This is a genomic window from Nonomuraea spiralis, from assembly GCF_014648435.1.
Lineage (GTDB): Bacteria > Actinomycetota > Actinomycetes > Streptosporangiales > Streptosporangiaceae > Nonomuraea > Nonomuraea spiralis.
The window spans coordinates 247,621-268,620 of sequence record NZ_BMRC01000004.1 but is presented as its reverse complement, the minus strand read 5'-3'; the positions used below and the strand labels follow the sequence as shown (position 1 = coordinate 268,620).

20 protein-coding genes, 1 tRNA gene and 1 pseudogene are annotated in these 21,000 nt (G+C 71.0%); 11 read left to right on the top strand and 11 right to left on the bottom strand.

The window, feature by feature from the left end; translation table 11 throughout:
• The first annotated feature begins 70 nt into the window (after nt 1-70).
• Nucleotides 71-1,051 (top strand): LLM class flavin-dependent oxidoreductase, encoded by a 981-nt coding sequence (locus IEZ27_RS11500; RefSeq protein ID WP_189647169.1) that lies wholly within the window; start codon nt 71-73, stop codon nt 1,049-1,051.
• Between the two features lie 25 nt (nt 1,052-1,076).
• On the opposite strand, the gene IEZ27_RS11495 is transcribed toward IEZ27_RS11500, so the two are convergent.
• Together IEZ27_RS11495 and IEZ27_RS11490 are read right to left on the bottom strand one after the other, a co-directional pair.
• Nucleotides 1,077-1,520 carry a hypothetical protein gene (locus tag IEZ27_RS11495; RefSeq protein ID WP_189647168.1) on the bottom strand — a complete coding sequence of 148 codons (444 nt, stop codon included), beginning with the start codon at nt 1,518-1,520 and terminating at the stop codon, nt 1,077-1,079.
• On the bottom strand, nt 1,504-2,307 hold the full coding sequence (locus IEZ27_RS11490; protein WP_189647167.1) for a PAS domain S-box protein: 804 nt from the start codon (nt 2,305-2,307) through the stop codon (nt 1,504-1,506). Before IEZ27_RS11490 ends, IEZ27_RS11495 begins: the two co-directional genes overlap by 17 nt.
• A 161-nt stretch (nt 2,308-2,468) precedes the next feature.
• Between IEZ27_RS11490 and IEZ27_RS11485 the strand changes: the two genes are divergently transcribed.
• Nucleotides 2,469-2,906: a GNAT family N-acetyltransferase gene (locus tag IEZ27_RS11485; protein ID WP_189647166.1), complete on the top strand. Its 438-nt coding sequence runs from the start codon at nt 2,469-2,471 to the stop codon at nt 2,904-2,906.
• On the opposite strand, the gene IEZ27_RS11480 is transcribed toward IEZ27_RS11485, so the two are convergent.
• Nucleotides 2,890-3,480, bottom strand: a complete 591-nt coding sequence (locus tag IEZ27_RS11480; protein WP_189647165.1) for a shikimate kinase — start codon at nt 3,478-3,480, stop codon at nt 2,890-2,892. The two genes, IEZ27_RS11485 and IEZ27_RS11480, sit on opposite strands and share 17 nt — an antisense overlap.
• Nucleotides 3,481-3,555: 75 nt before the next feature.
• Here IEZ27_RS11480 and IEZ27_RS11475 point away from each other — a divergent pair, with 75 nt between their 5' ends.
• Together IEZ27_RS11475 and IEZ27_RS11470 are read left to right on the top strand one after the other, a co-directional pair.
• Nucleotides 3,556-4,581 (top strand): ATP-binding cassette domain-containing protein, encoded by a 1,026-nt coding sequence (locus tag IEZ27_RS11475; protein ID WP_189647164.1) that lies wholly within the window; start codon nt 3,556-3,558, stop codon nt 4,579-4,581.
• Nucleotides 4,578-5,414 carry an ABC transporter permease gene (locus tag IEZ27_RS11470; protein ID WP_125641105.1) on the top strand — a complete coding sequence of 279 codons (837 nt, stop codon included), beginning with the start codon at nt 4,578-4,580 and terminating at the stop codon, nt 5,412-5,414. Before IEZ27_RS11475 ends, IEZ27_RS11470 begins: the two co-directional genes overlap by 4 nt.
• Nucleotides 5,415-7,094: 1,680 nt before the next feature.
• Here IEZ27_RS11470 and IEZ27_RS53785 read toward each other — a convergent pair.
• Nucleotides 7,095-8,465 (bottom strand): annotated as a pseudogene (locus tag IEZ27_RS53785) (ATP-binding protein); the annotation flags it as partial.
• A 233-nt stretch (nt 8,466-8,698) separates the two neighbouring features.
• Here IEZ27_RS53785 and IEZ27_RS11460 point away from each other — a divergent pair.
• Nucleotides 8,699-10,270 (top strand): FAD-dependent monooxygenase, encoded by a 1,572-nt coding sequence (locus tag IEZ27_RS11460; RefSeq protein WP_229823879.1) that lies wholly within the window; start codon nt 8,699-8,701, stop codon nt 10,268-10,270.
• 54 nt (nt 10,271-10,324) lie between these two features.
• Here the strand turns inward: IEZ27_RS11460 and IEZ27_RS11455 are convergent, their stop codons facing one another.
• From IEZ27_RS11455 to IEZ27_RS53780, 3 genes are all read right to left on the bottom strand, one after another.
• The gene (locus IEZ27_RS11455; RefSeq protein ID WP_189647163.1) at nt 10,325-11,533 is read right to left on the bottom strand and encodes a vWA domain-containing protein; all 1,209 of its coding nucleotides are present in this window, start codon (nt 11,531-11,533) and stop codon (nt 10,325-10,327) included.
• Complete coding sequence (locus tag IEZ27_RS11450; protein WP_189647162.1) at nt 11,533-12,741, bottom strand: AAA family ATPase; 1,209 nt, start codon at nt 12,739-12,741, stop codon at nt 11,533-11,535. Before IEZ27_RS11450 ends, IEZ27_RS11455 begins: the two co-directional genes overlap by 1 nt.
• Nucleotides 12,742-12,885: 144 nt before the next feature.
• A complete protein-coding gene (locus IEZ27_RS53780) occupies nt 12,886-13,545 on the bottom strand; it encodes a hypothetical protein (RefSeq protein ID WP_229823878.1) in 660 nt (219 codons plus the stop codon).
• Between the two features lie 483 nt (nt 13,546-14,028).
• Between IEZ27_RS53780 and IEZ27_RS53775 the strand changes: the two genes are divergently transcribed.
• Nucleotides 14,029-14,196, top strand: coding sequence for a hypothetical protein (locus tag IEZ27_RS53775; RefSeq protein WP_229823877.1), 168 nt, complete (start codon nt 14,029-14,031; stop codon nt 14,194-14,196).
• Nucleotides 14,197-14,679: 483 nt separating this feature from the next.
• On the opposite strand, the gene IEZ27_RS11440 is transcribed toward IEZ27_RS53775, so the two are convergent.
• Both IEZ27_RS11440 and IEZ27_RS11435 read right to left on the bottom strand, forming a co-directional pair.
• The gene (locus IEZ27_RS11440) at nt 14,680-15,300 is read right to left on the bottom strand and encodes a DedA family protein (RefSeq protein WP_189647161.1); all 621 of its coding nucleotides are present in this window, start codon (nt 15,298-15,300) and stop codon (nt 14,680-14,682) included.
• Nucleotides 15,301-15,864: 564 nt separating this feature from the next.
• The gene (locus tag IEZ27_RS11435; RefSeq protein WP_189647160.1) at nt 15,865-16,233 is read right to left on the bottom strand and encodes a DUF427 domain-containing protein; all 369 of its coding nucleotides are present in this window, start codon (nt 16,231-16,233) and stop codon (nt 15,865-15,867) included.
• A 315-nt stretch (nt 16,234-16,548) separates the two neighbouring features.
• On the opposite strand from IEZ27_RS11435, the gene IEZ27_RS11430 reads away from it, so the two are divergent.
• Nucleotides 16,549-16,944 (top strand): OsmC family protein, encoded by a 396-nt coding sequence (locus tag IEZ27_RS11430; protein ID WP_189647159.1) that lies wholly within the window; start codon nt 16,549-16,551, stop codon nt 16,942-16,944.
• A 73-nt stretch (nt 16,945-17,017) separates the two neighbouring features.
• Entirely contained in the window at nt 17,018-17,236 is a 219-nt protein-coding gene (locus tag IEZ27_RS11425; RefSeq protein WP_189647158.1) for a hypothetical protein, read from the top strand.
• A gap of 100 nt (nt 17,237-17,336) precedes the next feature.
• On the opposite strand, the gene IEZ27_RS11420 is transcribed toward IEZ27_RS11425, so the two are convergent.
• Both IEZ27_RS11420 and IEZ27_RS11415 read right to left on the bottom strand, forming a co-directional pair.
• Nucleotides 17,337-17,409: transfer RNA gene (locus IEZ27_RS11420), tRNA-Arg, on the bottom strand.
• A gap of 57 nt (nt 17,410-17,466) precedes the next feature.
• Nucleotides 17,467-18,012 carry a hypothetical protein gene (locus IEZ27_RS11415; RefSeq protein WP_125649452.1) on the bottom strand — a complete coding sequence of 182 codons (546 nt, stop codon included), beginning with the start codon at nt 18,010-18,012 and terminating at the stop codon, nt 17,467-17,469.
• 402 nt (nt 18,013-18,414) lie between these two features.
• Between IEZ27_RS11415 and IEZ27_RS11410 the strand changes: the two genes are divergently transcribed.
• The 3 genes from IEZ27_RS11410 (at nt 18,415) to IEZ27_RS11400 (ending at nt 20,981) form a co-directional block, all read left to right on the top strand.
• Nucleotides 18,415-19,989, top strand: a complete 1,575-nt coding sequence (locus IEZ27_RS11410) for a histidine kinase (protein WP_229823876.1) — start codon at nt 18,415-18,417, stop codon at nt 19,987-19,989.
• Complete coding sequence (locus IEZ27_RS11405) at nt 19,986-20,612, top strand: response regulator (protein WP_189647157.1); 627 nt, start codon at nt 19,986-19,988, stop codon at nt 20,610-20,612. Before IEZ27_RS11410 ends, IEZ27_RS11405 begins: the two co-directional genes overlap by 4 nt.
• A gap of 96 nt (nt 20,613-20,708) precedes the next feature.
• Nucleotides 20,709-20,981, top strand: a complete 273-nt coding sequence (locus IEZ27_RS11400; RefSeq protein WP_189647156.1) for a hypothetical protein — start codon at nt 20,709-20,711, stop codon at nt 20,979-20,981.
• Nucleotides 20,982-21,000 lie beyond the last annotated feature (19 nt).

The window sequence follows — 21,000 nt, the reverse complement described above, 5'->3', positions numbered from 1 at the left end:
GAAATAAGCGGAGCCCCGCTACGGTTGCACTGCCCGATGGCCACCGTCCAGGCGAAAGGGCTCGTTCCCCATGACTTTTCCACTCTCCATCCTTGACCTGGCGCACATCGGCGAGGGAGAGACGGCGAGCGAGAGCCTGGCCGCCAGCGTGGGCCTGGCGCAGCGGGCCGAAGAGCTGGGATACCACCGCATCTGGTACGCCGAGCACCACAACATGCCGAGCATCGCCTCCTCGGCCACCAGCGTGCTCATCGCCCACGTGGCCGCCCACACCAGGACGATCCGCCTCGGAGCGGGCGGCATCATGCTGCCCAACCACTCCCCGCTGACCATCGCCGAGCAGTTCGGCACCCTGGAGACCCTCCACCCCGGACGCATCGACCTCGGCCTCGGCCGCGCCCCCGGCAGCGACCAGCAGACCATGCGTGCCCTGCGGCGCACCCCCGGCGCCGCCGACTCCTTCCCCGAGGACGTCCTCGAACTGCAGGGCTACCTGGCCGGCGAGTCCCGCATCCCCGGCGTCGACGCCACGCCCGGCAAGGGCACGAACGTGCCGCTCTACATCCTCGGCTCGTCGCTGTTCGGCGCCCAGCTCGCCGCCGCGCTCGGGCTTCCGTACGCGTTCGCCTCGCACTTCGCACCCGACGCGCTGGAGCAGGCGGTCGCGCTCTACCGGCGCGAGTTCAGGCCGTCGGCGCAACTCGCCGAGCCGTACGTGATCGCCGGGGTGAACGTGATCGCCGCCGACACGAGCGAGGAGGCGCAGGAGCAGTTGCTGACGGCCAAGCGCTACCGGGTGAGCCGGTTCCTCGGACGCGGGCGCACGTTCACGCCGGAGGAGGCCGACATGGTGCTCGAATCGCCGGCCGGGCAGCAGATCCTGCAGATGATGCGCTATTCGGCGGTCGGCACGCCGGCCGAGGTGGAGGACCACCTCACCCGCTTCGCCGGGCACGCGCAGGCCGACGAGCTGATCGTGGTCTCCTCCGCGCCCGACAGGAAGGCGTGGCTGCGCTCCATCGAGCTGCTGGCCGCCGCCCACGGCCTGTGACCGGCCGGCCCTAGTCGGCCGAGCGCTACGGGCCCAGCCGGTGGGGCCCGGTCAGGTCGGACGGCGGCGCCGGCGACAGGCCCGCGTCCACGAGCTGCGAACGCAGCACGAGCACCGTACGTTCGAGGGCGCGGATCTGGGCCTGCAACCGGCGGATCTGGTCGCGCATGGCGACCGAGCTGGACTGCTCGGTGACCAGCTCGGCCCCGAGCTGGCTGGCCTGGCCCTGCATCCTGCTCATCTGCTTCTCCATCTGCGCCAGGGCGTCCTCGTAGATCGTCTTGGCGCGGATGAAGGCTTCGGCGTCGACCTTGGAGCGTTCGACCTCGGCCTGGTGTTCGACCTGGAGCAGCGCGCTCTGCTGGGACTTCCTGCTGGCGTCGGTCGCCGATCGGAAGGCCAGATAGGCCACGCCGAGCGGCACGATGCCGACGCCGAGCTGGACCAGGATGTCACTCAGGCCGGACATGAGGGCCTCCCAACGGGCGGATCACCCCTGTGTAGGTGACGCCGTCGTCGCTGTGCCAGACGTTGACGGTCAGGCCGATCGCGAACTCGCTGCCGTCGCGATGGAGGCCGACCAGCGGGATGATACGGCCGGACAACTCGGAACGGCCGCTGGAGAGCACCCGGGCCAGCCCGTCGGCATGGCGGGTGCGGAAGCGCGGCGGCATCAGGATCGTCAGCGACCTGCCGACCGCCTCGTCGGTGTCCCAGCCGAACATGGCCTCGGCCTGGGGGTTCCACGACTGGATCGTGCCCGAGGCGTCGGCCACGATGACGGCCGTGGAGGCCGGTCTGCGGCTGCCCGGCAGGCGGTCGAGCACGACGGCCTCGGGCCAGGTGGCGATCAGCGCGATCCAGCCGCCGAAGGCCAGCCAGACCGCCCCGCCGACCCAGCCGCGCGGGTTGTCGCCGGTGAAGGTCGAGATCAAATAGATCAGCCCGTACGACAGGAGCAGCGCGGTCGCGGCGGCGAAGGCCACCCGGTCGGAACGCATGAACGCCTGCGTCAGGCAGAGCATGCCGAGCGCGCACCAGACCACGGCCCAGGCGGACAGCGGCGCGACGACGGCCAGCGACGCGTAACCGGGGGTGGCGCGCTGGCCGTCGGGCACGAACGCCAGCGAGGCGGCGATGGCCAGGCTCAGCAGGCCGACGAAGGTCAGGGAGGCGCCCCGCCTCCCGACTCGGCGGAGGACCCGGGTGATGGTACGGCGAAGCCGGGGCGTACCGACAACGTGTCCATTACTCACAGTGGCCAGATTAATGCATTTAGTTAGCCTTCGATGAGACTAACGTGCTCGTGGGCCGCTCCGGCGTGGCTCGGTGGCCAGAAACGGTACAGAAACGGTGCGAATAGTTTGGGTGCCTGTCCGAGATCTCCCCTGGACGCCGGGTCGATAGGCTCCGGCGCATGGGTGTTGAGGTGGAGATCGTGCGTGAGGTCGATCAGGAGCTGGTGGACGCCTTCGCGGTGTTGTTGCCCCAGCTCTCCGCGTCCGCCGGGCCGCTGGACCACGCGGCGCTCGACCGGGTCGTACGGAACGAGGCGATCACCGTTCTGACCGCCCGCCTGGACGGCCGGATCGTCGGGACGCTGACCCTGGTGGTGTTCCCGGTGGCGACCGGCACGCGGGCCCGCATCGAGGACGTGGTGGTCGACGCCGCCGCCAGAGGACGCGGGATCGCCGCCGAGCTGACCCGGCACGCGCTGCGCCTGGCCGGGCAGGCGGAGGCGCGTACGGTCGACCTCACCTCCCGCCCCGACCGCGCGGCCGCGAACCGCCTGTACGAACGCCTCGGCTTCCGAGCCAGAAACTCGACGGTCTACCGCTTCACCGGCGACCGGTGACGCCCTCACACCTGACCGACAGCCGCCTGACGGTCTGCTCCGGATCTTCTTCCCCGGTGTGCAGGACGGTCGTCGCCAGGGTGTGGTTCCCCGGGGCGCGCACCCACTCGGCGAGGAAGTCGTGCCCGTCCGCGCTGATCCAGTCGGTGCCCTTCGCGGCGAGGCTGCGTCGCCGCAGGACCTCGACCGAGCGCTCCTCGTCAGGGGAGGGCAGCACGAGCACCACGTGATCGACGGGGCGAAGGGCGGCCCGGACGCGGTCGAACAGGTCGGAGCGCGTGTAGTGGCTGTGGCCCGCCCCGAACGAGACGATCGCGTCAGGGTGGTCGGCCACCACGCGTTCCACGGCATGGGCGCGCGCCGGTTCCCATTCCCGCTCGGCCGCGACCCTGCCCACCTCCCGGATCCGGGCGCGTAGCCGGTCCATGGTCCACCCCACCTCGGCGTAGTAGCTCTCGCCGAGCGCGTCGATGTCCACGAAGGCTCTGCCGGTCGCGGTGGCCAGCCCGTCGCCCAAGGTGGTCTTGCCCGCCGCGGCGGGGCCGATGAGGATCATCCATGGCGGTCTGCGCATGCGTCCATCCTGCTCGGCAATTCGGTGAAACCTGGTCGAGGGTGGCGTGAAACCGGGGTCCGCGACAGTTGGGTCATGAGCATCACAGAACTCGGACGCACCGAAGGCCGTCCGGCCCCGGTCGGGGACACCGAGCTGGCCGTGCGCGCGGAAGGGCTGGTGAAGACGTTCGGCTCGCATCGTGCCGTCGACGGCATCGACCTGGACGTACGCGCCGGCGAGATCTTCGGCGTGCTCGGCCCGAACGGCGCCGGCAAGACCACCACACTCCGCATGCTGGCCACCCTGCTGAAGATCGACGCCGGACGGGCCGAGATCTTCGGGGTCGACGTGGCCGGCAACCCCCACGTGATCCGCCAGCTCGTCGGCGTCACCGGCCAGTACGCCTCCGTGGACGAGAACCTGACCGCCCGCGAGAACCTCTGGCTCTTCAGCCGCCTCCAGGGCATCGCCAAGCCGCGCGCCCGGCGCATCGGCACGGAACTGCTGGGCCAGTTCGGCCTGGAGGACGCGGCCGACAAGCCGATCGCGCAGTTCTCCGGTGGCATGCGCCGCCGCCTCGACCTGGCGGTCAGCCTGATCACCAGGCCACCGCTGATCTTCCTGGACGAGCCGACCACCGGCCTCGACCCGCGCACCCGCGGCCAGATGTGGGACGCCATCCGCGACCTGGTCGCCGACGGCTGCACACTGCTGCTGACCACCCAATACCTGGACGAGGCCGACCAGCTCGCCGACCGCGTCGCCGTCATCGACCACGGCCGCAAGGTCGCCGAGGGCACCCCCGACGAACTGAAGAGCACGGTGGGCAACTCGACCCTGCAACTGCTGCTCGCCGAGCCGGACGAGGTGCCGGCCGCCGTGGAGATCGTACGGCGGGTGCTCGGCTCCGACCCGGTGCTCAGCCCGGAGCAGGGCCGGCTCAATGTCGCCCTCGACCAGGCCGACCTGGCCGCCGACGTACTGATCGCGCTGCGTACCGCCGGGGTGTCGATCTCCTCGGTGAGCGTGGCCAAGCCCAGCCTGGACGAGGTGTTCCTCGTACTGACCGGCCACGGGACGGACGCGGACGACGCGACCGGCACGGAGGAGGACCGATGAGCACCATGATCGCACCCACCCGCGAGAGGGTCCGGGCCGCCGACCGCGTGGAGGCCGCCCGGCGGCGCGTGTCCATGGGGGAGACCGTCGGCCAGACCCTGTCGATGGCCTGGCGGGCGCTGAAGAAGATGCGCCGCAACCCGGAGCAGTTCTTCGACGTGGCGTTCCAGCCCATCCTGTTCACCGCGATGTTCGCCTTCGTCTTCGGCGGCGCGATCGCCGGTGACGTGCAGAGCTACCTCCCGCTGATGATCCCCGGCATCCTCGCCCAGACCGTGCTGACGACGTGCATGGCCACGGGCACGCAGCTGCGCGAGGACATGGAGAAGGGCGTCTTCGACCGGTTCAAGTCGCTGCCGATCGCCCGGATCGCGCCGCTCGCCGGACCGATGGTGGCCGACCTGCTGCGTTACACGATCGCGGCCACCCTGACCTTCGGCATGGGCCTGGTGATGGGCTACCGTCCGGGCGGCGGGGTGGGCGGCGTGCTGGCCGCGGTCCTGCTGGCGATCTGCACGGGCTGGTCGCTGGCGTGGATCTTCACCTGGGTCGGCACGATCGCCCGGAGCGCCCAGGCCGTGCAGGGCATCTCGATGATGATCCTGTTCCCGCTGACGTTCCTGTCGAACGCGTTCGTCCCCGTCGAGACCCTGCCCGGCTGGCTGGCCGCGTTCGTCCGGGTCAACCCGGTCTCACACCTGGTCACGGCCACGCGGGACCTCGCCAACCACGCCCTCGTCAGCGGCGAGGTGGCCTGGACGCTGCTCGCGTGCGCGATCGTCATCGCGGTCTTCGCGCCGCTGTCCGTACGCAGCTACAAGCGGCACATGTGAGCCCCGGCGATGACGGCCGAAGACCTGCCCGACGTGCCGCCGTGCCTCGTCGAGCAGGTCGACGGCACGCCGGTCGCGGTACTCGGCGCGTACGGCGGCGAGCAGGCCCGGGGCGGCCCGCTCGACGTACGGTTCGATCCGCTCGAAGCTCATGCTCAGCATGGCGTTGCTGTACGCGAACCGTTCGGCCAGCACCAGCAGCCCGATCGCGTCGTGCGGAGCCATGGCCTCCCGCAGCAGCCCCCAGGCGCCCAACGCGAACAACATCGCCCCGCACACCGGGAAGTCGAGGACGGGGTTGTCCACGTCCAGCACGTCGTAGCGCTGGACGGCGGCGTACAGCTCCTCGCCGTACCGGATGTCCTGCGGCCCGGCGTGGTAGGCGTATGCCGTCAGGGTGACCGCCTCCGTGACGATCATCCATGGCGTGTACTCGACCGGCGGCAACCCGGGCAGGCGCAGGTCGCGGGCGCGTTCGACGGCCCTGCGGTACTCCGCGAGCGCGGCGGCCGTATCGCCCCGGGCGAGGGCGAGCTCGGCCGCGCACATCGAGCCCATCGACACCCCGCCGAGCACCGCCTCGTTGTCGTTGATCCGGGTGATGCGGGCCAGCTCGGCCTCGGCGGTGTCGAGGTCGCCGTCGGCCAGCGCGGCGAGCAGCAGGACCGCGTGGAGCTGGGTCTCGTCCTCGACCGCGCCGAGCCGGCTCAGCACCGGGATCGCCGTCCGCGCGTGCCGGACCGCCCGCGGGCGGTCGCCGAGCTGCATGGCCAGGTGGGCCAGCACGGTGTGCGCGATCGCGCCGAACCAGGGCCCCTCGTCGCCGCGGAGCATCACCAGGGTCTGCTCGGCGGCCTCGGTCGCCTCCTTCACCTCTCCCGCGTTCTCCAGGAAGTGCACGCTCGCCTGGGTCGCGGCCAGGGCCACGTCGTGGTCGGGGCTCCGGCGCAGCTCGGCCAGCAGCCGGTGGGCGTCCGCCTGGTCGATCGCGAGCACCACCCTGCCCATGGCCGCCACGCGGGGATCGGTCTCGCCGGTCTCGGGCAGCTCGCGCAGGAGCTCGTGCAGCGGGTCGCGGGTGCGGTCGGTCATGACGATGTTGTTCATCAGCGCGATCAGCATGGCGGCCCTGGTCACCTCGACGAGGTGCGGCGGCGGTTTCCAGCCGGTGACGACCTGGCTGATCGCCTCCCGGTGGACGAGGATGCGCGAGTGGTCGCCGCGGATCGACCACAGCGAGCCCACGCCGGCCAGCAACTGCATCGTCAGGACGGGATCGACCTCGGCGAGGGCCTGCCGGAGCAGGTCGGCGAGGTTGCCCTCCTCGGCGCGCAGCGCGTCCACCGCGTCGTACTGGGCGGGGCTGAACATCATGTGGGCGTGTTCGAGCGCGTACGCCGTCGCCCACTCCCGCTGCGCCGTCCGGGCCGACGCCTGCTCGCCGGCCTCCTTCAGCCGCATCTGCCCGAACTCCCTGACGGTCTCCAGCATCCGGTAACGCAGGCCGTACGCCGTCTCGCGCACGCTCAGCATCGACTGCTCGGTCAGCGCGTCCACGACGTGGAGGGCGTCCGGGCCGAGCACGTGTTCGGCCGCGGCCAGGGTGAAACCGTCGCCGAACAGCGACAACCAGCGCAACGCCTGTCGTTCGGGCTCGTTCAGCAGGTTCCAGGACCAGCCGATCACCGCGAGCAGCGTCTGGTGGCGGTCGGGGGCCGTACGGTTGCCGCCGCGCAGCAGGGCGAACCGGTCGGCCAGGCGCCGCGCGATCTCCTCCACCGACATGATCCGTACCTTGGCCGCGGCCAGCTCGATCGCCAGCGGCAGCCCGTCGAGGCGGGCGACGACGTCGCCGACGACCTCCTCGTCGATCCGCACCCCGGCGCGGGCGGCGGTGGCACGCTGGCGGAACAGCTCGACCGCGTCGTCCGGGAGCAACTCGCCGAGCAGGTAGGCGCGTTCGGCGGGGATGGACAGAGGGGCGCGCGAGGTGATGAGCACCCGCAGGTCGCGGGTCGTCACGGTCAGGAACGCCACCAGGTCGGCGACGGCCTCGATCACGTGCTCGCAGTTGTCCAGGATCAGCAGCGCCGGAGCCTGGTCGAGATGCTGGGCGATCCGGGCGCGTACGTCGGAGCGCTGTTCGGCGGTCAGGACACGACGGGCGCTGACCGAGTCGCGCACCCCGAGCGCCGAGCCCACCTCGCCCACCACGCCCTCCGGCGAGGACACGCCGACGAGCTCGATGAAGTGGGCGACGGGCTGGGCGGCGTTCCGGCCGACGACGTGAGCCAGCCTCGTCTTGCCCAGGCCGCCGGGGCCGATGAGGGAGACGACCCGATTGGTCTGCAAGAGAGCGTGCACGGCGTGGATGTCGTATTCGCGGCCGAGCAGCGAGGAGCCGTCGAACAGGATGCCCGTGCGCACCGGGCGGTCCGCGGCGAGGAGTTCGGCGTACACGCGGGCCAGTTCGGGGCCCGGTTCGGTGCCGAGCCGGTTGATCAGGTCGGAGCGGTGACGTTCGTAGCGCTCCAGCGCGGCGGCGGCGCCGCGTACGGCGGCCTCGCTGCGCAGCAGGCAGGTGAGCAGCTCCTCGTCCTGCGGCCGGTCGGCCGCGGCCGCCTCCAGCAGCGGCAGCGCGCCCTCGTGCGCGCCGCTCCGGCTCCAGGCGATCGCCGCCACCCGCCGGGCCTCGGCCGCCTGCCGCGCGGCGCCGCCGCGCAGCTCGGCGAGCGCGCCCGTGGCGCCGTCGGGGCCGCCGGCCACGAGGCCCATGGCCTCCTCGGCACGGCTGCGCGCCAGCGCCGTGTCGTCCTCGCCCAGCGCGGCCCGCGCCTGCTCCACCAGCGTGCCGAGCAGCAGTACGTCGACCTGGGCGGCGGGCAGCCCGAGCCGGTAACCGCGCGGGATGCGCTCCACGACGTCGGGGCAGGTCGCCGCCCTGGTCCGTGAGACGACCACCTGGAGCGCCTTGGTCGGGTTGGCCGGCGCCTCGTCCGGCCACAACTCCTCGACCAGCCGCTCGTCGCTGACCCCCGCCCGCCCGCGCATGGCGAGCACGGCCAGCAGGGTGTGCGCGCGATCGCCCACCACGCGCGACCCCTGCCAGCGAACGCCGTCGAGCAGGACCAGTACGGGAGACACACCCTCAGCTTACGGACGATTCACCGGCGCGCGGGCCCGGCCGGAGCGCGCTCACACGGCCTTGACCCGCCCGGTCCCGACGGGGTAGAGCCGGCGGGCCTTCCCCCGGCCCCTTTCAAGAGCCGTGGTTACGATGAGGCGTGGATCGGCTTCGAAGCGTGCCCGAGGCGGACGGCGAGGTGGAGGTGCTGGTCGTCGGCGGCGGGCCGGTCGGGCTCACCGCCCGCGCGCTGCTGGACCGCTGGGGCGTGCGGGTCCTGCTGGTCGAAAGACACCCCGAGCCGTCGCCGTTCCCGCGGGCCCGGCTGGTCAACGTACGTTCGATGGAGATCTTCCGCCGGCTCGGGCTCGCCGCCGGGATCACCGCCGACGCGTTCGCCCCCGAGTACGGCCGCATCCGCTTCCGCGACACCGTGCAGGACCACGACTTCGCCACGGCGGCGATGGCCGGGATCGACGCACCGGTGCCCGAGAGCCCCGTGACCGGCGTGATCACCTCGCAGGACCGCCTGGAACCCGTCCTGCTCGCCGGCGCGACGTCACCGGCGCGCTTCGGGATCGAGCTCACCGACCTGGCCGAGGCGGACGGCGGCGTCGTGGCCCTGCTCACCGGCCCCCGGTCCGGTGAGCGCACCCGCCTCCGCGCCCGTTACGTGCTCGCCGCCGACGGCGCGAACTCCACCGTCCGGCGGCTGCTGGGCATCGGCGCCACCGGCCCCGGGAGGATGGGCGGCTTCACCACCGTCGTGTTCGACGCCGATCTCCGCCGCTGGTGCGCCCACCAGCCCGCCGGCCTCTACTTCACCGCGCACGGCCTGTTCGCGCCGCTGTACCCGGAAGGCGGCTGGGCCTGGTTCGTCCCCACGCCGCGCGACGCCGGGCCCGCCGACTGGCCCGCCCTCCTCGCGCGCGCCCTCGGCGGCGGCGTCCAGGCCGAGGTCGTACGGATCCAGCACTGGGAGATGAACGCGTTCGTCGCCGAGCGCTTCCGGCACGGCCGGATCCTGCTGACCGGCGACGCCGCGCACGCGATGCCCATCGTCGGCGGCCTGGGCATGAACGCCGGCATCGCCGACGTGCACAACCTGTGCTGGAAACTGGCCGGCGTCCTGCGGGGATGGGCCGGTCCGAGCCTGCTGGAGACGTACGAGGCGGAGCGCCGGCCCGTCGCCCACCGGACACTCGCGCAGGCGGTGGCCAACACCGAGCTGATGCTCGACGTGCAGAACCGGCGCCGCGAGCAGCTCCGGGCCGGCCGGGCGGCGCCGGCCCACGTCGAGCTGCCCTGGTCGGAGCGGTACTTCGCCCAGCTCGGGCTGGTGCTCGGCGTCACGTACCGATCCGCCGCCGTCCTCGGCCGCGAAGACCCCCCACCCGAGCCGCCCGGCCCCGACTACGTGCCCAGCGCCGAACCGGGCCGTCGCATGCCGCACCTCTGGCTCACCCGCGACCGCTCGACGCTGGACACGTTCGGCGAATGGTTCACCGTGCTCACCCCGGACCCCGCCGCATGGTCATGTCAGGAGCCGTGGCCGCTGCACGTCGAGCCCCTCCCCGCCGAGCACGCCGACCTCTGCGGTCTCACCTCGCGCGGCGCCCTGCTCGTCCGCCCCGACGGCCACATCGCCGCCCACTGGCCCACCCGCCCACCGACCGACACCACCCTCCGATCCGCCCTCACCACGATCACCGGCCTGCCGGGCTACGGCTGACAACCGGGCGCGCCCCAGGCCGATCGAACCCGTCACCGTTGTCGGCCCACTCGCCTAGCCGATGTCGACCACCCGCGCCCACGAGGGCGGCGTGTCCGGCACGTAGTCGGGATCATCCTCGTACGACCGCCTGGTCCGGGAGAACAGTCCCACCACCATGCGGGACGCCGGTCGTTCCTGCGGCCACGGGGTCTGCCCGTCGGTCAGGACCACGACGACGTCCGGTCGCGGACTCGCCCGCACCGCCTTGGCGATGCCCGTACGCAGGTCCGTGCCGCCGCCGCCCACCAGCGTCAGCCCTTCGGCCCGGCACAGCGGTTGCACGGCCTGGGCCGCCGCGTCGCAGGACAGAACGCTGACCAGGTCGCGCCGGCCGCCCACGGCGCGGACGATCGCGGCGACCTCCAGCAGCGCGCTCCCCAACTCGGCATCGCTGACCGAACCGGAGGTGTCGATGACCACGCTGATCCGCGGCGGTCTGCGCCGCAGGCTCGGCAGGATGACGCCGGGCAGGCTCGCCGAGCGCCGCGGCGGCCGGCCGTAGGTGTAGTCCTCGCCCACGCCGGGCCCTGACACCGCCGAACGGATGGCCGTACCGAGCAGTTCCCGCCACGGCTGCGGCGGATGGAAGGCCTCCTCCGCCCACCGCCGCCATCCCTTCGGCACGTTCCCCGGATGGGCGTTGATGCCCTGCGTCACCCGGAACCGGACCGCCTCCCGCTCGTGGTCGCTCAGCCCGTTCGCACCCTCGGGCCCGAGATCCCACTCCCGATCAAGGCCGTCGGCGCCGCTGCCGCAGTCCAGCCAGACCAGCCCCTGCGTGTACGGCCCGAGCCGGAACTGGCGCAGATAGTCCTCCATGAGCTCGCCCTCGCGCAGCCCCAGCATCTTCGGCTGGACGGCGCCTTCAGGCCAGGCCAGCCCGTCACCGTACACGTCGTCGTTGATCTCGAGATCGGCGGCGATGTTCATCCGCAACCGTTCTCCCGGACCCGTCAGCTCGCGTTGCCGAGCCACCCGGTCACTGCGGCCGTGATGGTCGCGCAGCAGGTGGGAGACCTCGTGCACCCATACGCTCGCCAGCTCCTCGACGGGGGTGCGTGCGACGAACGCCGGTGAGACGTAGCAGCGCCAGTGCCGGTCCACGGCCATCGTGGGCACGAACCGCGACTCCACCGGGTGCAGCGCGAACAGCGCCGTCGCCAGATAGGGCCGGGCCCGCGCGGCGTACAACCGGGCGGTGAAGAGCTTCTCAAGGTCCATCAGCCCACCACCCGCGCCGCGACCTCGTCCGCCTTCCTGCTCAAGGAGACCACTCCGGCGAGCCGTTCGATCGAGGCCGGGACCTGCCAGTCCGCGCGGCGCAGCGCGGCGAGCGTGGAGGCGGGCACGACCACCAGATCCGGGGCGCCGGTCTCCAGTGCTCGTACCAGCAGCGCCCAGGCAGCGTCCCACCGGCCCTTCTCCGGACGCTTCCGCACCGCCGCGACCACACCGTCGAGTACGGCCTGGCGCAGGTCACCCCGCTGGGGCAACTCGGCCGCCGCGGGATCGGCCAACAGCGTCTCGGGGTCGGGAAGGTCCATCCGATCCATGGCGGCGAGCAGTTCCAGCCCAGGACCGTCTCCCACCGTGCCCCTGACGAGCATCGACAGCACGTCCTTGGATGTGCCGGCCGCGGTGGCGAAGGCGGTCAGGCACAATGCCATCTCCCAGCTACGAGGAGAGGGCCACGGGCCACCCCGGTGCGCCTCGTTGTTCGGCAGCCGGTGCACGAGGTCGGGGCGGGCGGTGAGGAGCCCGCACACCGCACGCCGGGCGAACGTCACAGCCTCGGACAGCTGCTCCGGGTCGAGCCATGGCAGGCTCGCGCGCGGCCAGGTCCCGCCGAGGCCGCGTACGACCACATCGTGATCGTGACGCCATTGCAGGTGGACGAACCGGTTCGCCAGCGGCGGGCTCAGCTCCCAGCCGTCGGCGGCGGAGGAACGCGGGTTGGCGGCCGCCACGATCCGGACACCTGGCGGGAGCCGCAGGGCCCCGACCCGCCGTTCCAGAACCAGGCGGAGCAGGGCAGCCTGGACGGCGGGCGGTGCCGTGGACAGCTCGTCCAGGAAGAGCAGCCCCCGTCCCGCGTGAGCCAGACGTACGGCCCAATCCGGCGGCGCCATCGGGACGCCCTGCACGGCGGGATCATCACCGACCACCGGAAGACCGGAGAAGTCGGACGGTTCGTGCACGCTGGCGATCACCGTCGTGAGCGGCAGGTCGAGCGCCTCGGCGAGTTGCCGCAGCGCCGCGGTCTTGCCGATCCCCGGCTCCCCCCACAACAGGACGGGCAGGTCGGCCGCCACGGCCAGGGTCAACGCCTCCAACTGCGGGTCGGTACGCGGTTCCGTGGTGGTGTCGCGGAGCAGGGAGAGCAGATCGCCGGCGACGTCGAGGCGCGAGGCATGAACAGACGAAAGCATGATGAATCACCTTGAAGGTCTAGGAAAGCGTCAGCGGGAGGTGGCGTGGGGCGAACGTGCTCGGCACGTCAGCGGGAGGTGGCGTGGGGCGAACGTGCTCGGCACGTCAACGGGAGGTGGCGTGGCGGGGATGCGCCCGGCACGTCAGGCGGAGGTGGCTTGGCGGGGGCGGGCCCGGCCCGTGCGGGAGCCCTTCCGGGAGGCTTTGGAGGCTGCTTCGGCCGAGCGGCGCTCTGGCCGCTCGGCCGCCCCCGGCCCGAGCCCGGCACGGAACAGCCCGTGGTCGATCCGCCGCCGCGCCGCCTCTTCCAGTACGTCACGCAGCTCCCCCTCGGGCAGCCGCGCACCAGGTCCGAGGAGACCGTCGAGGGTGGCCTGAGCACCGGCGGCGTCGCCGTGCTCCAGCCGTGCGCGGACATCGAGGAGGCATTCAGGGGAGCGGTGGGTCGCCTCGATCAGTTGCACACAGGGCGACGGGGTGCCGGTCAGGTCGGCCAGCAGTTTCTCGCGCCGGATCTCGGTCGCGTCGTGATCCAGGGCGACCAGCATGCCGTTCACGAGCGCCACCCTGTGCAGGGCACCGCCGCACTCGACGATCCGCGGCCCGTTCTCGCTCCAGTGGCCAGGTGGCCCGGCGTCCGGCGGACGGCCCGGTACGAGCGCCGCTGCGACGAGCGGGTGCAGCCTGCCGGCCTCGATCCGCCCGGCACGCAACAACGCCAGGTCGGGCAGCACCCAGGTCGCCGCGTCGGGCAAGATCGGCGGCGATGCCGGTCCTTCGCCGTCGGCCCGGGCCCCGTCCACGTCAAGGAACACCTGACGCCGTCCGCCGCCTCGCCTGCCGCTCCGTCCGCGGTCTCGTCCGCGGTCTCGTTCATGGTCTCGTCCGCGGTCTCGTTCATCGCCTCGTCCGCCGACCCGGATGGCGACCGTACCCGCCTCCCGCCCCTCGGCCCGGAGCAGCAACCGGGCCTCGGCCGGCCACCGATCGACGGCCCAGCCCCGTGCGTGCGGCGCCGTCCCCGCACGTGTACGCAGCTCACCGGCCCTGCGCGCATCCCACAAGTGGCGATGCAGATCGAGTCGGAAACGCCGGTTCGGGTGCGGATGCGGATGAGGTCCTGACCGGGAACCGTCCCAGAGCGCCAGACTGATCCGCTGACCGGCATCTGCCCAGGCCGGCGGGGTCCTGGCCACGAGGTGAACCGTGTTGCCGCTCTCCTGATACCGGGCCAGCGAGAGGGTCAGGCCCGGACGTATCAGGCCATTGGGGGCGATCCTCGGCATGTGCCAGCGCAGCAGGTCAGGTGCGAGATGGCGGAGGTCGGTCCGGAGGTGGGCGGCCAGTTCCCGGCCGTGGAGGCGCGCTATGTGGCGCAGGTCGAGATCGACGTCCACGTGTGCTGCTGCGCACGCCGCGGCCCAGTCGCCGGTGACACGGCGGGCAGTCGCTGACTCGATCATGGGAGGCGGCACGGCGAACTCACGCACGCGCAGCCAGAGAGTTAGGCGGGAATCCTCGTTCGAGGTCGAGTGCGACATCAGCACTCACCTTGCGTGAACGAGGCCCCCAATCTGATGCAGGAGGTATTCATCGTGATGAGCGTAGCGTCTTCCGTGTTGCGCGAGAAGAGCGGCTCCATCGGGGATGGCCGACCGCCCATGGCACCTCCGGACCACCAACCGGTTGTGAACGGCTCACCGGCACAGGATCGGCCCGTCCCGCCTCCACGCACCGCTCTTGATCCCCCTCCATGGCGTCTCGGCCTTCGGACGAAACCTCGGGCACGACGTTCACGCCCCGCACCGGTACGCCGACAGTGCCGCGCAACTCCAACCGGGCCTTCAGTAGGGAAGGGTCGGACGCCTTGTCAGTCACCGGCGTTCCCCGCCTCCGGTGACGCGGGGAACGCCGGTTCATCCGCCCGGGGGCCGAAGCTATCTGGCCTCCACCGCATGCCGCCCCCTGCGCCGCTCACCCAGCCGCACACCCACGAAGACCAGCACGGCCAACAGCACCGCGGCGATGACGGCGTTGGTGCCCACGCCGACGTAGGCCTCCACCAGCGACCAGTTCTCGCCCAGGATCCAGCCGGCCATGACGAAGATCGTGTTCCAGATCAGGCTGCCGGCGGTGGTCAAGAGGGTGAAGACGCCCAGCGGCATTCGTTCAACTCCGGCGGGAACGGAGATCAGGCTGCGGAAGATCGGAATCATCCGGCCGAAGAACACCGTCTTGCGCCCGTGCTTGAGGAACCACGCCTCGGTCTTGGCGATGTCGGAGACCTTCAGCAGCGGGATCCGGGCGGCCAGGGCCAGTGTGCGCTCGCGGCCGAGCAGCGCGCCCACCCAGTACAGCGCGAGCGCACCGATCACCGAGCCGGCGGTGGTCCACAGCAGCGCGGAGACCAGGTTCATCTCGCCCTGGGAGGCGGTGAAACCGGCCAGAGGCAGGATCACCTCGCTGGGCAGCGGCGGGAAGAGATTCTCCAGCGCGATCGCGATCCCGGCTCCCGGCGCGCCGAGCATTTCCATCAGGTCAATCAGCCATTCCGTCATGCATTTAAGACTAGAAATGATCAGATGCGGCCACCATGAGGCGTGTGGCCGTTCAGGGGTGCGGGAAACCACACCCTCTGAGCACCTTCAAGAACGACTGCTTCGCGTCGATGCCTCCGCGTAGTCGAGATGTGGTCTCGGAGTGCCCTCGGGCAGGAGATCGGCGCGGAAGCCGTTGCCTCCCGCGCTCGGGCTCATGAACGTGGCTCCGCTCGTGAGCTTGGCCGAGGCCGGTCTCCGGGATCCCATCGCTCCAGGGTTACGGCCTCGCCTCAGCACGGCGGCTGTGCCGCTGTACGGCGGGGTGCTGTACGGCGGGGTATCGACTGCTCGGCGGTTTCCGCGCCCGGTTGACCGGGCTGACCGCCGATGAGGCCCACTCGCTGTTCCTGACGGGCTTTCCACCGCTGGCACCGCCGCGCAGCTCGAACTCATGGCCTCCCGCGAGGGTGGCGACGGGCGGAGGAACCGATGACGCCCCAGAGCATGACCGGCGGTGCCGAATCGAGGCAGACTGCCGTTTCGTGTGGCCGTTCATGTGGCGGTGGTCGCAGTCGGCGACGCTTACGCACCCTGCCCGTTCACCTCAAGGGTGACGCCCGGCTTCTCCGCCCAGAAGGCGAGCCGTCCCGCGATCTGCTCGACCCGTTCGAACGGCTCCGGGTAGGACCAGACCACGTCTTCGGCCAGATCGTCACCAGTATCCACCGACCAATAGACGGCATCACCCTTGAACGGGCAGTGCGACGTCGTCGTCGACGACCGGAGCAGATCCATCTTCACGTCGTCTGGCGGCAGGTAGTACCGCGGTGGGCAGCCTGTCTCGGTGAGTACGAGCGGCCGGGAGGAGATCGCGACAACCGAGTCCTTGACCCGTACCACGACCTGGTCCGACGCAGCCGAGACCTCGATGTCATGTCCTCGTGTCTTCATATGGCAATCCCATCAAACATCTCCCGTGATGGCCAATGTCACCGGCCACGCGCGATTCGTCCCGGCAGGGTCCGCGTCGCTGCCGCTGTGCGGCAGCACGAGAGGGCGTGCTTGGCGGAGATGCCACACGTGTTACACGAGCGGACTCCGAGCCGAACGGACGCGTCCTCCACCAGACGGCCCAGCCGCACGAACGGCTGTCCCCGTGTGAGGGAGTGCTGTGTTGCCAGTTGTGGTGTTGCCGGTTGGCGGCTACGACGTGTAGGACGGCTCTTGTCGTCACGTCCGTACGCCCGAGGTGCCGGGAGCCGAATCATGGATGACCGTTTCAACGTGATCGTGAGCGCAGGATCGCTGAAGGTGACGGACGAGCATGCGGTGCATTTCCCTCATCGGTGGACGCCCGAGGGCGTGAGCGTCAGGGCGGACTTCACCGGAGGACATCTCCTTCACCTCGCAGCGGCGGGATGCGTCCTCAACGACCTCTACCGGGAGGCCGCCGCACTGGGAATCGAACTCCAAGGAGTACGCGTTTCCGCAGCCGGCGGCTTCGATACCGAGAACTGGCGATCAACCGGGATCACCTACACCGTCGACGTCAGCTCCACTGCTCCAGCCGAGAGCATCGCCCGCCTGATCGACATCGTGGACTCCGTCGCCGAGATCCCCCGCGCCATCCGACAGGGTACGACCGTGCAGAGGATCAGCTAACCGACCACTCAGGAACACAACCAACGCACTGCTACGGCGGCATGAACACGCGGTCGGCGACACAAGAGCGGGGATGGGCGAGCCCGTTCACCCGGACACGCTCAGCTCGCTCTTCCCGATTCTGATCAAGCGGTACAACCCGGCGAACCCTCGTACGCCGTCGCCCCACGCACGGCTTCACGACCTACGCCACATCCACGCCACGATCACGCTCAGGGCCTATGCCCACATGATCCGCGCCGCCGAAGCGTCAGCCGCCGATGTCCTCGCTGAGGCGATCGGTGAGGGATGAGAGGCCGTGTAAGCAGAGGTGTTAGCAAGATCCGGAGATTGTCCAGACAAACAGAAAGGCCCGCTCCCAGGAACCCCTGGTTGCGGGCCTTTCGCATGTGTGCGGCCGGAGGTACTCGAAACCCCAACCTTCTGATCCGTAGTCAGATGCTCTATCCATTGAGCTACGGCCGCTCGCTGCGTAAGCAAGCATAGCGGGTTCTGAGCGGTGCATCGAACCGAATAGCGCGATCACTCGCTCGCCGGCTCCTCCTTCTTCGGCCAGAGGGTGTGGCTCACCGGCCAGATCAGGGCGATCACGGGGACCTTGAGCAGGTTGAGCATGAACTCCAGGAGGGCGCTCGTACGGGAGGAGTCGTTCACGAGCCAGATGAGGGCGAAGAGGATGAGACAGGCGATCCCGTACGCCAGGACTATCTTCAGCCAGTACGCCCATTCGTAGCGGGTACGGGCAGGGCCGGCCGCCGGGGGCTTCCAGGGTGGGGGGCCGCCGGCGAAGCGGTGGCGGAAGCGGGCGTCGGCCCAGCGGATCGTCCGGTGGCCGAAGACGATCGAGTAGGCCAGGTAGGCCGCCGCCAGGCCATGGCGCAGGTCCGCCGTGGCGCCGCCGCGCATGTCCACGACCGCCGCGACCAGGAGGACCACGTCGAGAAGCGGGACGCAGAGCAGGAGGGCCGTACTGAGCCGTCGGAGGTTCCAGAGGTAGCGGGAGGCCAGGCCGAGCCCCAGGAGGAGCCAGAAGCCGACCTCGCAACCGATCAGGATGGCGACAATCACGTGTTCCAGTTTGGGGAGGTTCGCGACCAGGCACATCGTCGGCGGAAACGAACCTGTGGATACATCGAAAGGTGTATCCACAGGCGGACCCTCGGAGGAAGGCGGCGGCCTCCTGGAGTGGTGAGATGAGGACATGACACGGGCGACGGTGCGGGGCGGTGGTGGTTCGCGGGGGTTGGCGTGCGGTGAGTGGTTCTGTGGTGCTGCTTGCTGGTGCGGGTGGTTTCGAGGTGGGCAGGGCGCTCCGACGCGCGGATGGCAGGGCGGTCCGAGGTGCGGATGGCAGGGCGGGCTGAGGTGCGGATGATCGCTGAGCGGTGGCGGGCCGGGTCTCGGTCGCTTTCAGGCTGGTGGAGCCGCTTCGAGGCGCGGGGGAAGGCCGGCGGTCCGGGGCAGGGCAGGGTGCGGCCCGAGGTTGCGGCGGTGCTGGCGTTCGTCCTGGGGGCGCTGCTGATCCTGGCGGGTGGGTACGTGCGGCGTGGCGTGCCGGTGTGGGCGCTGCTGGTGCCGCTGGCGATCACCTGCTCTGCCGTGCTGCTACGGCAGAGGGCTCCGCTGTGGTCGTTGGCGCTCGGGGTGGTGGCCGTCACGGCCGACGGCGTGCTGGGGCCGTCGTTGGCCACCATGCTGGTGTTCACCGACAATCTCTACGCCGCGGCGCTCTACGGGCCGGCGCGGTTCGCTCGGTGGCTGCTCGGGATCACGACGGTGCTGGCCGTGGTGGGCGGGTCCGTGGCAGCGGTCGTCGCGGCGGACTGGCGGCTGCTGGCCGTCATGGGCATCCAGTCGGGGCTGGTGCTGGTCACGCCCGTGACCACGGCTTGGGTGCTGCGGGAGCAGCGGGACCGGGCGGCCGCTGAACGGGTGCGCGCCGAGCAGGTCGCGCGTCTGGCGGAGCTCGATCGGCAGGCCGCGATCGCGGCCGAGCGTACGCGGATGGCGCGTGAGCTGCACGACATGATCGCGAACCATTTCAGCGCCATTGCCATCCAGTCGACGGCAGCCCTGTCCCGTAAGGACCTGGATCGGGAGACGGTTCGCAAGGTCATGGAGTCCGTACGGGAGAACAGCGTCAAGGGGCTGGCCGAGATGCGCGACATGATCGGGTTGCTGCGGGAGGACGGCGGCGGTCGCGAGGGGGACGGGCCCGAGCTGGAGGCCACCCGGCCGCGGCTGGCGGACGCCGAGAGCCTGGTCGAGCGTACGCGGCGGGCCGGGATGGCGGTCGAGCTGCGGTTCGACGGTGAGCTGCGGGAGGTGCCGGCTTCGGTGGACCTGGCGGGCTACCGGATCCTTCAGGAGGGGCTGACCAACGCGCTCAAGCACGGCGAGGCGCCGGTGGTCGTGTCGCTGACGTACGACCCGGGCGAGGTTCTGCTGACGATCGAGAACCAGGTCGGCCGGCGTGGTGCTCGGTTGCCGGGTTCGGGGGCGGGGCTGATCGGCATGCGCGAGCGGGCTTCGCTGGTCGGCGGGTTCTTCGAGGCGGGACCACGGGGGGACGGCTGGCGGATCGCGGCGGCGTTCCCCACCTCGCTCGACGCGCCACGGCCCCTCGATCGCCGCACGTCCGGCGAACGCCCTCCGAAGGCCCAGGTCCCGAAGGCCCAGGTCCCGACGGAGCAGACATCCGCCGTACCGAACGAGCGGGGCTCGGGGAAGCGGGCGTCGGGCGAGGGAGGTTCGGGAGAGCGGGCGCCGGATGGGTGGGGTCCGGGGGAGCAGGGCTCAGGGAAGCGGGCGTCCGTTGAGCGGGTTTCGGGTGTGGCGGTGTCGGAGGGGCGGGGGTCCGAGCAGAGGGGGTCGGGTGCGGGGGTGTCGGAGGGGCGGAGGTCCGAGCAGAGGGGTTCGGCGGTAGGGGGTGGTGGGGTGGTGTTGCGGGGGGTTGCCAAGGGCCCGCCGGGGCGGAGGGCCGAGGACGCGGGTGATGACGACGGACGCCCTCAAAGCGGCGGCGGTGAAATGGACATGGCATGAGCATCAGGGTGTTGGTGGCCGACGATCACGCGGCCGTCCGGGCCGGGATCGTGATGATCCTGGACGGCGCCGGCGACATCGAGGTCGTGGGCGAGGCCGCCGACGGGGAGCAGGCCGTGCGGCTGGCCCACGACCTGCGGCCCGACGTCGTCCTCATGGACATCCGCATGCCCCGCCTCGACGGCATCTCCGCCACCAGGGAACTGGCGGGGGTGAGCGACGTCCTGATCCTCACGACGTTCGACGTGGACGAGTACGTCTTCGGCGCCCTCCGGGCGGGGGCGGCCGGTTTCCTGCTGAAGAACACCGAGGCCGACGCACTGATCGAAGCGGTAAGGCTGGTTGCGGGCGGCGAGGGGATGATCTCACCGGGAGTCACCAGACGCCTGATCGCCGCCTTCGCCGACCAACCGCCCCGCAGGGAGCCGCCCGCCCCGGAAACCCTGACCCCACGCGAACGCGAGGTGCTGGCCTGCATCGGCCGCGGACTGTCCAACGCCGAGATCGCCAAAGAGCTCGACATGGCCGAGGCCACCACAAAGACCCACGTCAGCCGCCTGCTGAACAAACTGGGACTGAAGAGCCGCGTCCAGGCAGCGATTTACTACTCAGAGTCGCTTTAGCCCCGTAGGGTGAACGCCGTGAGCATCCCGCCACCACCGCCCCCGCCACATCCCCCGACGCCTCCGACCCCTCCGAGGCCGCCGCGCCGGCCAGGGTTGACGGTCGCGCTGGCGTTCGCCGGGGTCTTCGGCTACCTGGTGGTCAACGTGATCGTCGGGCTTCTGGCGGTGAGCCTGAGCTCGTCGGTGGCGATCGGCGCGGGAGCGGGCTTCCTGCTGCTCCTGGGCATCGGCACGGGACTCACGCTCGCGATCCTGCGCAAGCCGTGGTCGTTCGGCCTCGGGCTCGGGCTGATGATCGGATGGGCCCTGGCGACGATCGTCTCGGCCGGATACTGCACGGGCCTGAACCCGGCCCTGTACGCATGAACGACCGGCACACACAGGT

Coding starts and splice junctions, on each gene's coding strand:
- IEZ27_RS11500 (WP_189647169.1), top strand. CDS start 71: ATGACTTTTCCACTCTCCATCCTTGACCTGGCGCACATCGGCGAGGGA.
- IEZ27_RS11495 (WP_189647168.1), bottom strand. CDS start 1,520: ATGTCCGGCCTGAGTGACATCCTGGTCCAGCTCGGCGTCGGCATCGTG.
- IEZ27_RS11485 (WP_189647166.1), top strand. CDS start 2,469: ATGGGTGTTGAGGTGGAGATCGTGCGTGAGGTCGATCAGGAGCTGGTG.
- IEZ27_RS11480 (WP_189647165.1), bottom strand. CDS start 3,480: ATGCGCAGACCGCCATGGATGATCCTCATCGGCCCCGCCGCGGCGGGC.
- IEZ27_RS11475 (WP_189647164.1), top strand. CDS start 3,556: ATGAGCATCACAGAACTCGGACGCACCGAAGGCCGTCCGGCCCCGGTC.
- IEZ27_RS11470 (WP_125641105.1), top strand. CDS start 4,578: ATGAGCACCATGATCGCACCCACCCGCGAGAGGGTCCGGGCCGCCGAC.
- IEZ27_RS11455 (WP_189647163.1), bottom strand. CDS start 11,533: ATGGACCTTGAGAAGCTCTTCACCGCCCGGTTGTACGCCGCGCGGGCC.
- IEZ27_RS11450 (WP_189647162.1), bottom strand. CDS start 12,741: ATGCTTTCGTCTGTTCATGCCTCGCGCCTCGACGTCGCCGGCGATCTG.
- IEZ27_RS11440 (WP_189647161.1), bottom strand. CDS start 15,300: ATGACGGAATGGCTGATTGACCTGATGGAAATGCTCGGCGCGCCGGGA.
- IEZ27_RS11435 (WP_189647160.1), bottom strand. CDS start 16,233: ATGAAGACACGAGGACATGACATCGAGGTCTCGGCTGCGTCGGACCAG.
- IEZ27_RS11430 (WP_189647159.1), top strand. CDS start 16,549: ATGGATGACCGTTTCAACGTGATCGTGAGCGCAGGATCGCTGAAGGTG.
- IEZ27_RS11425 (WP_189647158.1), top strand. CDS start 17,018: ATGGGCGAGCCCGTTCACCCGGACACGCTCAGCTCGCTCTTCCCGATT.
- IEZ27_RS11405 (WP_189647157.1), top strand. CDS start 19,986: ATGAGCATCAGGGTGTTGGTGGCCGACGATCACGCGGCCGTCCGGGCC.